Source organism: uncultured Helicobacter sp. (assembly GCF_937893305.1).
Classification (GTDB): domain Bacteria; phylum Campylobacterota; class Campylobacteria; order Campylobacterales; family Helicobacteraceae; genus Helicobacter_D.
This window is the reverse complement of the sequence record NZ_CALBGN010000019.1, coordinates 1-13,194: the sequence shown is the minus strand read 5'-3', so window position 1 is coordinate 13,194 and position 13,194 is coordinate 1. Positions and strand designations below refer to the sequence as shown.

Sequence of the window (13,194 nt, the reverse complement as noted above, 5' to 3'; positions counted from 1 at the left end):
ATCATGGATATTGCACAAATTTATAAAGATGCAAACGCACTTTTAGAAGGACATTTTTTATTAAGTAGTGGAAAACATTCGCCATTTTATTTACAATCTGCAAAAGTGCTAGAAAATCCAAAAGTAGCAGAACGTTTAGCCTATGAGTTGGCATTATTAGTCCATAAATCTGGGATTAAAGTAGATTGTATCTGCTCTCCTGCTTTGGGCGGGATTTTAGCAGGTTATGAGTTAGCACGCGCTCTTGGAGTGCGTTTTATTTTCACAGAGCGTGTAGGTGGGATAATGACGCTAAGAAGAGGCTTTGAAATTAAGCCTAAAGAAAAAGTTTTAATTTGTGAAGATATTATTACCACTGGTGGTTCTGCAATGGAATCTGCAAGTGTTATCAAGGCTTTAGGGGCTGAAATTGTAGGATTTGCAGCATTGGCAAATCGTGGAATTTGTAATCGTTACAATGTGTTAAGAAATTCAGAAACTCCAGAGTGCAAGTTAGATGAAAATCTGCCTTTATTTGCATTAGAAGATTTTGTATTTGATACTTATGATGAAAAAGATTGTCCATTGTGTAAAAAAGGCTTAGAGATTATTAAGCCTGGAAGTCGTGGAAATCAGGAAAGGTAGTGCGCTGGAGAGAAATTAAACAAGGCAAGAGATTAAGCCTTAAGCAAAATCAAACCAAAAAAGATTCCAATATTTTAGATTCCAAGACCTTTGAAAATCTCCCATCAAAGTTGCGTGAAGATTTGGAAAATAGCGATTCTAAAGCTCTTTTTTATGCGGGGTTTTTGGAGCGCGGGAAGGCGCAAGTGATTGATACTTTTATGATTTATATGCCTTTGTTATATGTTTTAACCTATGTTGTTGTTGGGAGTGCGCAAGGATTTCGTGAGTCTAGTTGGGCTCCTGCTGCTGGAGTTTTGATTTATGCAGGGATTGTGGCATTGCTTTTAGCAATTAAAGGACAAACGCCCGGGAAAAAGGCTTATGATTTGTGGATTGTGCGCGAGAATGGAAAAAAAGTAACATTTACTTTCGCGCTTTTGCGCTTTTTTGGTTTTTTACTCTCTGGAACGACAATCATTGGAATCTTGTTGCCATTATGGCGCAAAGACAAAAAAGCATTGCACGATATTTTATTGCAAACTCTTGTGCTAAGAAAAGGTTAATTATTAATTAAATTTATTTTTGGCATAATTATCAACTTTTAAATTACTAAAGGGAGTCTTAAATGGACGGACGATTATTTACCTTTTTTGGAATGATTAGCCACGATCACGACTTTATTATTGCAATTCACACAGTATTAGTTGCAGTCATTGCCGTTATTTTGGCAAAACTTGCAACTTCTAAGCTTCAAATTGTTCCCGGAACGATACAAAATGTTTTTGAAGCCTTTTTAGGTGGTGTGATTTTTATGGCAAAAGATGTGATTGGAGAAGAAAAGGCGCGCAAATATTTGCCTTTAACTGCAACACTTGCACTTTTTGTATGTTTGGCAAATTTAATTGGGATTATTCCGGGATTTGAAGCCCCTTCTTCAAGCTTAAATTTTACATTGACACTTGCATTGGTGGTGTTTGTATTTTATAATTTTGAAGGAATTCGCACTTTTGGAGTTGTAAAATATTTTGCACATTTTGCAGGACCAATTAAACCGTTAGCTCCTTTAATGTTCCCTATTGAAATTATTTCACATTGTTCAAGGCTTGTTTCTTTATCTTTCCGTCTTTTTGGAAATATTAAGGGAGATGATATGTTCTTGCTTGTAATGTTAATGCTTGCTCCTTGGGTGGCTCCACTTCCAGCATTTTTGCTTTTAACATTTATGGCATTTTTACAAGCATTTATTTTTATGATTCTAACTTATGTATTCTTAGCAGGTGCAGTTTTAGAAAGTGAGGAAGCCCATTAAGGCTTACCTTATAACTGATCCCTTTCTCTATCCAAAATCCCCTTTAGATTTTTATGAATTTTATCAAAGAATCTTAGAAGAACATCGCCCACAATTTGCTGCTTATCGCGATAAAACAATGCAGTTTGAATTAAAATTAATGAAGATTTTTTTAGAATTGAATGCCAAATTTAATGTGGTGAGCTTGCTAAATTCTAATGCTAAATTAGCTTTAGAGCTGGGCTTTGATGGTGTGCATTGTAATGAAAAACAAAGCAATGCAATTCAAAATTATAAAAAAATCTTCCGTTATGTTTTTTATAGCGCACATGATTTAAAAAGCTTAGAAAATGCTGATAAAATAGGGGCTAATGGGATTACAATCAGTCCGATTTTTAAAACTCCAAATAAAGGGATTCCACTAGGTGTTGAATTTTTAAAGCAGATTGAGCCAAAAAATTATAGGGCGGAGATTTTCGCACTAGGTGGGATTATTACAAAAACTGAACTTAATGCACTAGAACAAACAAAAATTCACAACTTTGCTTCTATCAGGTATTTTTTAAATTTAGATTCTAGCCCTATAACTAGAGTCCATCAATAACAAAGCGATTGTCTTTTAGGATAATGGGATAAATTTCGTGCGTATCGCGATCAAGCAAAAAGCACTCATCGCCATTTTCAAGTGTGTAACGCTCTGTGGGATAAATGCTTAGGCGGCGTTTGACTTCTTCTAAATCTTCACATAACGCACTAAAGCCAAACATTACAAGTTTATAAGTAAAATCTTCCATAAATTATAAGCTTTTAATGCGTGCTACACCGCTATCAATAGCAGCTTGCGCAACTGCATTTGAAATAAATTCTTTTAAGCGAGAATCAAAAGGGCTTGGGATAATGTATTCTTTGCCAAATTCAAAGGTTCTGCCGTGGATTCTCTCTAATTCTTCTTTTAGCGCATTTGGGATCTCTGCTCTTGCTAAGTCTGCTAATGCCCTTGCTGCTGCAAGCTTCATCTTTTCGTTAATGCATCTTGCACGCGCTTTTAATGCGCCCTTAAAAATATAAGGAAATCCTAAAACATTATTGATTTGATTAGGATAATCACTTCTTCCTGTGGCAATAATCGCATCTGGTCGCACCTTGCGCACGATTTCTGGACTAATTTCTGGCACAGGATTGCTCATTACAAAAATCATTGGATTAGAATTCATTCCTTCAATATCTTTTGCCTCTAAAATATCGGCTCTTGATAGTCCTAAAATCACATCTGCACCATCTAGTGCATCTTTATAAGAGTTGATTTCTCTATCTACAATAAAATCTTTTTTAAAACCATTAAGATTATCTTTGCGATGTGTGGTGATTGCTCCTTTGCTATCAAACATTACAAGGTCTTTAACTCCTAATCTTTGAGCGATTTTTGCGCAAGCAATAGCAGCACCTCCTGCGCCTAAAACCACAACTTTTAAATCCGTAATATTTTTATTTGCAACTTTTGCACCATTAATGATTCCAGATGCAGAGATAATAGCTGTTCCGTGTTGATCATCGTGCATAATGGGTATATTTAATATCTCTTTTAAGCGTGATTCTATATAAAAGCATTCTGGTGCTTTAATATCTTCTAAATTGATTCCACCAAAGGTTGGAGCGATGGCGCGCACAATATCAATAAATTTATCCGGGTTAGTTTCATCAACTTCAATATCAAAAGCATTAATGTCGGCAAATTTTTTAAAAAGCACTGCCTTTCCTTCCATTACAGGTTTGCCTGCAAGCGCACCGATGTCTCCCAATCCTAAAACTGCTGTTCCATTAGAAATTACGGCAACAAGATTGCTTTTTGCTGTGTATTCATAAGCGGAGTTTGGATCGCGTTGGATCTCTTTACAAGGGACGGCAACACCAGGAGAATATGCAAGAGACAAGTCGTGTTCATTATCAAGTTTGGTGCGCGCAATCACCTCAATTTTACCACCTTGGTGATAGGGTAGGGAATCTGGATAAGTTTGTTTTAAATCTTCCATTATGGAGCCTTATAAAGAGTAAAAATTTTGCACGCATTTAAACAAAATTAATATAAAGAAAAAATGAATTTAAGTTTAAATTGTAATAAATTTATATTTTTATATCGCTTTTTTAAATTTTGGATTTTGTAAAGTTCCATTTATATTGATTTCTTTTTGATTTTTATTACATTGAATTGTGAGATTTCCACTAAGAGTGTTAGAATGAGTTAGGATTTTAGAGGCGTGAATACGCGGGAAATTGGAATCTGTTTTGGCGTCTATTTTAAAAGTGCTTAGGAGCTTGTCTGTTTGAAGTTGATTGTAAAAATGACCACTAAATGAAATGTTGTTTAAGTTTTGGCAGCTGATTTTATTAAGATTATTTAAAAGTGCTCCTTTTTGAAATTTTAAGGTTAAAAGATCAAAATTTATATGTTTTGCGCGTTCTAAAAAATCGTGTTGAAAATGTAGGTTAGCACGACCTTGTAGTGTCTTTAAAAAAGGTGGGATCTTGGGAAAAATTGTGTAGATTTGCTTAGGGTTTAAATTGTCCAAATGAAAATTAATGCGTTTTTTATTTAAAGCAAGACGCATTTTGGATTCTGACTTGTTTTGTGTAATCGCACCATTTAGTGTTATGGAATCTTGTGTTGCAATGCCATTAAGGTTTAGTGTGCCATTTAGTAGGCTTTTGTTATTATAAGAGAGATTTTGGAGTTTGCTAGCATTAATATTTTGGGGGAGATTTAATCTAAAAGGTGCCAAGTTAATGCTTCCGCCTTGACTTTGTAAGCGTATGATATTGGAATCTAAAAGGTAATCCACTACACCTTTGCCTTGTGCAAGTTCAACTTTGGAATCTAAGATAAATGCAGTAGATGGAAAGCCGATCTTTGTGTGGGTTTCAAATAGCGGACTATTGATAAAAAGATTATTGCCTTGGATTTTTGCAATTCCTGAAATTCCGTGCGCAAAGTCGCGTAAAAGCACTTTTAGTGTTAAGTCTCCATTAAGATAAGCTGGTTGATTAAAGAGTTTTAAAAGAGCCGTTGCTTGGAGATTTTGACTATTTAGCTCAAAAGTGTGAGGTTTCAAATCCTGTAAGCTTAAACGAAAATTAATAGGTGAATTTTCAAGAGTGATTCCGCCTTGAATTAGCATATTATTCACATCGCCTAATGCAGTTCCTTTTGCTAGAAAACTTCCACCAAGTGGGATCTTAAAAAAAGGAGAAAAAGGCGATAAGCTTTGAAGCTTGATGTTAAAATCTGTGTTTGTAGCAAGAGAGTGGATATTTGTGGTGCCTTTTAGGAGCATATCTCCAACGCTAGAATAGAGATTAAAAGAGTATTCAAGCGTATTTTGTGTGATTGTGCCTTGAAATTGCGTGATGAAATGCGTTGGGGAAATGTTTAAATGAAAAGTCTCTAAAAACGCCTGTGTGTCTAAATCTCCACCATCAATATTTAATGCAATATTGCCATCAAAAGTGTTTTGCATTAAATGGCGGTTTAGTTGCAAATCAAAGCTTAAGATTCCATCACTATATGGGATAATATTTAGCATTTCAAAGACTTTTGCAAGGCTTGCATCTTTTGTTGTAAGACTAATGCTTTGTGGGGTTAGATAAGAAAAGGCTGCGCTTACATCACTGCGTGCTTGTAGAATGTTGCTGTTTGCTTGTATAAAAAAGTTTGAAATCTCTCCAGAAAATTTTCCTTCAACCCAAACATCTTTAGGGATATTGAGAGATTTTTGATGTGTTTTAAGTGGTAGCAAAAAGCCATTAGAATTTAACAAAAAATCACCTTGAAGACTTTGGGTTAAAAGCGAGTAATCACCCTTGGCAAATAGTTCTAAATTTTGGTTTTGCGCGCTAAAATCCAAACTAAAAGAGCCAAAAGATAGTTTAAAGCTACGCGCTTCCCAAGCAAAACCTGATTTGGATTCTAAATGTTGAAGGATTAAATTTGCAACAAAATAATTTCCAACAGGAGAAAATAGCAACGCAAAGATTCCTCCAAAGGCTAGTAAAAATCCAAGCACACAAAGCGAAATTTTGGATTTTAAAAGATCTTTCATTGTGTGTGTTTTGGGCTATAGACCTTGACAGCGTTTTTTACACTGCTCGGCATTTGGAGAGTTTTTTCCGTGGCGTGCGTTGCAGTCTTGTAAGCAACCCTTTGTTTTAACAGCCTCACACATTCCGCGCACTTTTTCGCACTCTTCAAGGCATTTTGTCTGTCCTTTGCCATCTTTGCGACATTTAATTAAACAATCGCGTTTTGCATCATTACAATTTGAGCTTTTGTATAAGAAAGAATTGTTATCCCCACTGCAAGCACCTAAAAATCCAACAACAAAAATAAGACTAATTAAAAATAATAATTTTTTCATAAACTGAAGTTTATTAAAAAAAGAGTTCAAAATAACTTAAAATAATACAGCTTTAAATCAAATGAAGGTAAAATTTAAACTTTATTGCTAAAAATGAAGGAATTTTATGGATTATAAAGATACTCTTGTGCTGCCTCTAACAAGCTTCCCTATGCGCGGTAATTTACCACAAAATGAGCCTAAAACTTATGTAAAATGGAAAGAAAATGGCATTTATGCAAAAATGTTAAAAAATCGCCAAAACGCTAATGTAAGCTTTAATCTCCACGATGGTCCTCCTTATGCAAATGGGCATATTCACATTGGACACGCACTCAATAAGATTTTAAAAGATATTATTGTGAAGTATCATTATTTTCAAGGTAAAAAAGTGTTTTACACGCCCGGTTGGGATTGCCACGGATTGCCTATTGAACAACAAGTTGAAAAAAAAATTGGAAAAGAAAAAAAGGATAATTTGCCAAAAACTAAAATTAGAGAGCTTTGTCGTAAGCACGCACAAGAGTTTGTAGAAATCCAAAAAGATGAATTTTTAAGGCTTGGTGTTTGGGGGGATTTTGATAATCCTTATCAAACAATGGATTTTGCTTTTGAAGCAGAAATTTATAAAGCGCTTTGTGAAATAGCAAAAAAAGGGTTATTAAAAGAGCGCAGTAAGCCCGTGTATTGGAGCTGGGCTTGTCAGACTGCACTTGCTGAAGCAGAAGTGGAGTATGCCGAAAAAGAAAGTGATTCTATCTTTGTAGCGTTTAATTTGCAAGATGATGCTTTAAATGCTATTGGAGTAAAGGAATGTGGAATCCAAAATGCACAATGTGTGATTTGGACAACAACACCTTGGACTTTGCCTGCAAATAGTGGAATTGCGTTAAATCCTAATGAAACTTACGCATTAACAAGCGATGGTAAAATTGTGCTAGCTTCACAAGTGGAAAAACTTACCCAAAGTGGCATTGTAAAGAATGGAATCCTAAAAACCTTTAGTGCAAAAATTTTAGAAAACAAACACGCAATTAATCCGTTAAATGGTAAAGATTCTAAGATTATTCTAGGAGAACATGTTGCAGTGGGTGAGGGAAGCGGTTGTGTGCATACAGCTCCAGGACACGGAGAAGATGATTATTTTGTGGGATTAAAATACCATTTACCTGTGTATATGCCAGTTGATGATAAAGGCTGCTTTGATGAGACTTTAATTAGAGAGCAATTATTGTTTAATCCTGATGAATTTGTAGGAAAATTTGTTTTTGACACGCATGTAAGGATTTTTGAACTTTTAGGAGAAAATCTTTTAAAACATACTAAGATCAAGCATTCTTATCCGCATTGTTGGCGTTCGCACCAACCGATTATTTTCAGGGCAACGGCACAATGGTTTGTGATGATGGATACACCCTTTAGTAGCAAGGGAAAAACATTACGAGAAGTGGCATTAGAACAAATTGACACAACGCGTTTTTACCCAGAACACGGACGTCGTAGAATCCGTTCTATGATTGAAGAACGCCCTGATTGGTGCATTTCAAGACAAAGGGATTGGGGGGTGCCTATTGCGTTTTTTAGGGATAAGCGCAGTGGTGAAGTGTTATTAAATGCTGAAATTTTAGATTTTGTAGCAGATATTTTTAGTAAAGAGGGCTGTGATGCGTGGTGGAGCAAAAGTGTAGAAGAGCTGTTACCTCCAAGCTTTAAAGCGCAAAGTGAGCATTTAGAAAAAATCCACCATATTTTAGATGTATGGTTTGATAGTGGAAGCACTTGGAAAGCTGTATTAAGTAATGCAAAATACACAAGTGGCGGTTATCCAGCGCAAATGTATTTAGAGGGGAGCGACCAGCATAGAGGGTGGTTTCATAGTTCCTTGCTTGTAAGCTGTGCGATTAATGAATGTGCGCCTTATCAAAGCATTTTAACGCACGGCTTTACAATGGACGAAAATGGTGAGAAAATGAGCAAATCTAAAGGCAATGTGATTCCACCAGAGAAAGTGTTAAAAGACTTTGGAAGTGAGATTTTGCGCCTTTGGGTGGCACAAAGTGATTATCAAAATGATCAAAGGATTTCAGAAAATATTTTAAAACAAGTGGGCGATAATTATCGTAAAATCCGCAATACAATCCGCTTTTTACTTGCCAATGTGGAATCTTTAGAGTTCTTAGAAGTTGAGCATTTTTCACAGATTGATTTGTGGATTTTAAAATGTGCTAAAAAATGCTTTGAAAGCGTCAATCAACTCTTTTTAAATTACGAATTTTCAAAGGGATTGCAAGAGTTAAATTACTTCTTAAATGTAGAGTTAAGTGGAATCTATTTGGATTTATGCAAGGATAATTTGTATTGCAATGCGCTAAATTCGAAAGAGCGTAAAGCTGCACAAAGTGTAATGGCTTTAATTTGTGGTAGGCTTTTTGGAGTGCTTGCCCCAATTTTAACTTATACTATTAATGAGGCTTTAAGTCACACGCAAAGTAAGGCGTTATTAGAATCTTGTGGAATTGCAAATGTTGCAAGTTATGATGTGCTAGATTTATTCTATCAGCCTTTACCTGGCTTTGAAACTCCAAGTGTGGATTTTGAAATGCTTTTAGAATTGCGTTCAAGTTTTTTAGAGCAAATTGATGCTTTAAAAAAGGAATCCAAAATTAAATCCACGCTTGAAGTGGATTTGGGAATTCCAACTTCTATGGAAGGTTTTAAGGAATTAAATCTTTGGTTAATGGTGAGTGCTATTAAGAAAAATAATGCAGAAAATGCGCTTGCAACTTTCACATTTAATGGCGAAAATTATGCAATTTATAAAGCAAGTGGGCATAAATGTCCGCGTTGTTGGCAGTTTATAAGTGAAGCTAACGAGCAACCTTGTGCGCGTTGTGCAGAAGTTTTGGGGATTTAGATTAAGATGAATCAAGGGTTTTTTGATTTAACACAGCCTGTTGGGCTTGATGAAACTTGGGTGAGCATTGTGGTGGTTGTTTCTGCAATGTGGCTTGGATTTGTGTTTTTAAAACGCTTAAAAAATAAGGAATAAAAATGAAAAATTATCAAAAAGATGTGGTTGTTTTAGATTTAAAGAAAGAAGGTGTTAAATATCAAATGTATTTGCCCTTTAAAAAAACAGATTATATTCAAAAAATTATCAACACAACAAAGCAGCCCTATGAGTATGAAATGCTTCAGACAATGCTAAAAAGGATTAAAAGAGGCTCTTTAGTGCTTGATGTAGGAATGAATATTGGCAATCATGCATTGTTTTTTGCGGCAAATGGATATAAAGTCTATGCTTTTGAAGCAAACAAAAAAATGAGTGCAATTGCAAAAGAAAGCATTAAGCTTAATGCTTTTGAAGAAGCTATTAAAGTGTATGAGATGGGTGTGTCAAATTGTGAAGAAATGCTGTATTTTGAAAAAGAGATTCCAAGTAATTTTGGAGGAATGACCCTAATACAGAGAGAGTCTGTAGGTGAGGGGGGGGGGGGATTATTTGCAAGCCCTTAGATGCCCTAAATTTAAAAGGTGATATTGCTGCAATGAAAATTGATGTGGAAGGAATGGAGCATAAGGTGCTAGAAGGAGCAAATAAGCTGATTGCTAAAAATCGTCCTTTAATTTATGTGGAAAATAGATATTTATTGGATTTTTCAAGAGTGGAACGGATTTTAGAAAAAATGGAATATGTGTATTGGGATGCTTTTGGATCAAGAAATGGTGCGCCTACACATTTATTTGTTCCGTTAGAATCTGTAAATGAAAGACAAATTTTAGCTAAAAATAGTGCAAGTCTGGAAAGAGTCGCTTTTGATATTGGCGGTGATTATTGTTGGAATATTATAAATCGCCTTCGCCTTTCAAAGAGACTTCAAATTATTGAAATTTGTCTTTTGGTGTGTATTGTTGGATTGATGGGGTTATTATTGTTGAAATAAATTTTTGCTTATTTTATTAAAAGGAGTGTTTTTGCAAAGAATCGGGTTACCTTTAGCAATTTTTGTATTGTGCTATATTTTTTATATGCACAAAGATAGTGTTGAGATTATCGCAGGCGTTGGGATTTTCTTGTTTGGAATGCTAACGCTTGAAGACGGATTTAAACTTCTAAGTGGCGGTGTGCTAGAAAAGATTATGAAAAAAGCAACTTCTAATACGCTAAAGAGCATAATCTTTGGGACAATCTCAACAGCACTTATGCAATCTAGCACACTAATTTCACTTTTTGCAATTTCCTTTGTATCTGCTGGAATCATTACTCTAGCACAAGGCGTAGGTGTGATTTTTGGAGCAAACCTTGGAACAACGACAGGGGCTTGGATTATCGCTGGAATTGGGATTAAGGTTAATATCGCAGAATATGCCTTGCCACTAATTGCCATTGGTGTGATTTGCCTTTTTGTGAAAGATAGAATTACGCGCGGAATCGGATATGTGCTAGTTGGAATCGGATTTATCTTTCTTGGAATTTATTACATTAAAGAGGGCTTTGATGTATATAAAGAAATGATAGATTTGACACAATATGCAGTAAGTGGCTTTAAAGGTGTGCTTGTCTTTACTTTTATTGGAATCCTTTTTACTATCGTTGCCCAAAGTAGCCACGCAACTCTTGTAATTGTTATCTCCGCGCTTTCTGTTGGGCAAGTAACCTATGAAAACGCGCTTGCAATGGCGATTGGCGCAAACATTGGTTCAAGCGTTACAACAGCACTTGGAGCGATAAATTCAAACCTTAATGGTAAGCGATTAGCCCTAGCGCATATTGTATTTAATGGAATCACAGCCATTGTGGCGATTGTCTTTATTAATCAAATGTTATTTTTAGTAACTGCAATTAGCGACTTTTTAGACATTCAAGATGATATGCTAAGGCTTGCAGTTTTCCATACATTGTTTAATTTAATTGGAATCCTTTTAATGCTCCCTTTTATTCCAAAGCTTATTCACTTGCTTTATTTAATGGTGCGCAACAAAAAAGATAGCGATTCTGGCGCGCCGTTGTATTTAGAAAACTCTGCGCTAGATTATGCAGATACTTCCTTAGAAGTTTTGCGCAAAGAGATTAAGCACCTATATAACAATGCCTTTGGGATTATTGCGCATAGCATTGGCTTTAATCGCCGTGATATTAAGTCTTTTGAAGCCCTTGAAACGCTTGCGAAAAACAAAGCAATGCTTAAAAAAGATATTGATATTAATGAGTTGTATGAAAACACGATTAAGCCCCTTGATAATGCTATTATGGAGTTTAGTATCAAGGCTAAGGCACACATTGAAAGCGATGCGCAAAACCACTCGTATTATAATTTACAGCTTGCTACACAAAATATCGTAGAAGCAGTGAAATATATGCTTTTGTTACAAAAAAACATTCAACGCTATTCTTTGAGCGAAAACAAGGCGTTAAGTGATGAGTATGACGCGATTAGAAAGTCGCTAGCTAGGCTTTTACGAAGTGTTGAAGAGCTAAAGATTACGCCAGAAGATGACAACGCGCAAGTGCTTAAGAAAATTAAAGCGTGTAAAAATGAGTTTTCTTATGATGATTTGTATATTGTAAATAAAACAGAATTGCTTGTGTATAATCAGAAAATCACCTTAGCACAATCCACTTCTTTAATAAATGATTTATCCTTTGTGCGCTCCATTGCAACAAAGCTTTTAGGGGCGATTGATTGCTTGTATATTACGCATAATACAGATAAAAAAGAAGATAATATACGCCAAACTACCGCTTAAGGAACTCCCTTAGGCATTTCTTTTTTAAGCATAAATAAAGGCTTGGATATAAAAAGTGGCAGAAAAAGCAATAAAAAATAAATTAAAAATGTTTTATTGAATTGTATTATTTAAAAGAATATAATTAATCATTTTTATTTTTACAAACAAGGAAGAAATAAATGCAAAATAATGTTCAATTAACCCTGCGGGGGGGGGGGTAAAACCTCAAATTTAAAACGCTTCACCGCATTCTCCTGTAGTCCTCTAATTCTCACAACCCTACTGACAAGTGCTAGTGTCGCAAGGGATATAACTGGTAATCATAATGCCTTTGCTATTAATAGTGAAACTGTTACGATAAAAAAAGGAGCGGTTGTGAATGTGGGGAGGGCACAAATTGGCAACACTGTTTCTAGTAATTCTTCTATTGTAGTGGGCAATTATACTAAGAACAATAGTATTATTATAGAAGAAGGTGGCAGATTAAATGGTAGAATTTTTAGTAGTTACGGAGCAACAATTGATAGCATAAAAGTTGATGGAAGCATTGGCACTCAGGGTAATGGTAATGGTAGTAGTATCATCACTTTTAGACAATCAAAGATTGAAAAAATCGAAGTAGGAGAAACAGGAGTTATTGAGGGTGCAATTGTAAATTCTTGGTTTAATGGTCAAGGCGTAGCTTCTGGTAAGAGCACGATTAACGACATTGAGATAAAAGGACAAGTTAAAGGTGGCATTCAAAATCAATCTGGCACAATGCAACAGATTTTAATCACTGACACTGGCTCCGTGAGTGGTGGCATCCAAAATGATGACACAATGGGTAATCTTAAAATTGAAAATGGTGGTTCTGTAACAGGTGAAATCCATAATAATAATGGTGCGACAATTTCAGGAAAAGTTGATATTCAAGGAGCTATTACAGGTAGAGTAACCAACAATGGGAATGGTAATATTCAAGGTGATATTACTATTAGCAATGGTGGAAGCATTAATGCAACTAATGCTTCAGGGCAAGATGCCATACTTAATCAAGGAACAATAGGTGGTAAAGTAGAAGTTAGTGCCAATAGTAAATTAACAGGCAATATCACTAACTCTGGCACCATCACAAATGGCATCTTCATCAATGGCGGTAGCGTAGGTGGCGACATTAAAAACAGCGGAACCAATGCAAAA

At 35.4% G+C, this 13,194-nt stretch carries 14 protein-coding genes; 10 read left to right on the top strand and 4 right to left on the bottom strand.

All coding sequences use genetic code 11. The features are described from left to right. Positions 1-3: 3 nt before the first annotated feature. The 4 genes from pyrE (at position 4) to Q0358_RS06915 (ending at position 2,498) form a co-directional block, all read left to right on the top strand. Positions 4-624: an orotate phosphoribosyltransferase gene (gene pyrE, locus Q0358_RS06930; protein ID WP_299549325.1), complete on the top strand. Its 621-nt coding sequence runs from the start codon at positions 4-6 to the stop codon at positions 622-624. Then, positions 624-1,169, top strand: a complete 546-nt coding sequence (locus tag Q0358_RS06925) for an RDD family protein (RefSeq protein ID WP_299549322.1) — start codon at positions 624-626, stop codon at positions 1,167-1,169. Before pyrE ends, Q0358_RS06925 begins: the two co-directional genes overlap by 1 nt. 62 nt (positions 1,170-1,231) lie before the next feature. Further along, positions 1,232-1,915, top strand: coding sequence for a F0F1 ATP synthase subunit A (locus Q0358_RS06920; RefSeq protein ID WP_299549319.1), 684 nt, complete (start codon positions 1,232-1,234; stop codon positions 1,913-1,915). Beyond that, positions 1,899-2,498: a thiamine phosphate synthase gene (locus Q0358_RS06915; RefSeq protein WP_299549316.1), complete on the top strand. Its 600-nt coding sequence runs from the start codon at positions 1,899-1,901 to the stop codon at positions 2,496-2,498. Before Q0358_RS06920 ends, Q0358_RS06915 begins: the two co-directional genes overlap by 17 nt. On the opposite strand, the gene Q0358_RS06910 is transcribed toward Q0358_RS06915, so the two are convergent. From Q0358_RS06910 to Q0358_RS06895, 4 genes are all read right to left on the bottom strand, one after another. Further along, positions 2,482-2,688 carry a hypothetical protein gene (locus tag Q0358_RS06910; protein WP_299549313.1) on the bottom strand — a complete coding sequence of 69 codons (207 nt, stop codon included), beginning with the start codon at positions 2,686-2,688 and terminating at the stop codon, positions 2,482-2,484. The genes Q0358_RS06915 and Q0358_RS06910 overlap by 17 nt on opposite strands. A 3-nt stretch (positions 2,689-2,691) precedes the next feature. After that, complete coding sequence (locus tag Q0358_RS06905; protein ID WP_299549310.1) at positions 2,692-3,924, bottom strand: malic enzyme-like NAD(P)-binding protein; 1,233 nt, start codon at positions 3,922-3,924, stop codon at positions 2,692-2,694. 99 nt (positions 3,925-4,023) lie between these two features. Further along, entirely contained in the window at positions 4,024-5,988 is a 1,965-nt protein-coding gene (locus tag Q0358_RS06900) for a hypothetical protein (protein ID WP_299549307.1), read from the bottom strand. A 15-nt stretch (positions 5,989-6,003) separates the two neighbouring features. Then, a complete protein-coding gene (locus Q0358_RS06895; protein ID WP_299549304.1) occupies positions 6,004-6,303 on the bottom strand; it encodes a hypothetical protein in 300 nt (99 codons plus the stop codon). Positions 6,304-6,409: 106 nt separating this feature from the next. Between Q0358_RS06895 and ileS the strand changes: the two genes are divergently transcribed. The 6 genes from ileS to Q0358_RS06865 all read left to right on the top strand — a co-directional run. Continuing rightward, entirely contained in the window at positions 6,410-9,196 is a 2,787-nt protein-coding gene (gene ileS, locus Q0358_RS06890) for an isoleucine--tRNA ligase (RefSeq protein ID WP_299549301.1), read from the top strand. 6 nt (positions 9,197-9,202) lie between these two features. Next, positions 9,203-9,331, top strand: coding sequence for a hypothetical protein (locus Q0358_RS06885; protein ID WP_299549298.1), 129 nt, complete (start codon positions 9,203-9,205; stop codon positions 9,329-9,331). Between the two features lie 2 nt (positions 9,332-9,333). Further along, entirely contained in the window at positions 9,334-9,798 is a 465-nt protein-coding gene (locus Q0358_RS06880) for an FkbM family methyltransferase (protein WP_299549295.1), read from the top strand. Between the two features lie 32 nt (positions 9,799-9,830). Further along, positions 9,831-10,226: an FkbM family methyltransferase gene (locus Q0358_RS06875; RefSeq protein ID WP_317381164.1), complete on the top strand. Its 396-nt coding sequence runs from the start codon at positions 9,831-9,833 to the stop codon at positions 10,224-10,226. Positions 10,227-10,257: 31 nt separating this feature from the next. Continuing rightward, positions 10,258-12,030 (top strand): Na/Pi symporter, encoded by a 1,773-nt coding sequence (locus tag Q0358_RS06870; protein ID WP_299549292.1) that lies wholly within the window; start codon positions 10,258-10,260, stop codon positions 12,028-12,030. Positions 12,031-12,387: 357 nt separating this feature from the next. Next, positions 12,388-13,194: hypothetical protein (locus Q0358_RS06865; protein WP_299549289.1), on the top strand; the 807-nt coding region annotated here is incomplete at its 3' end.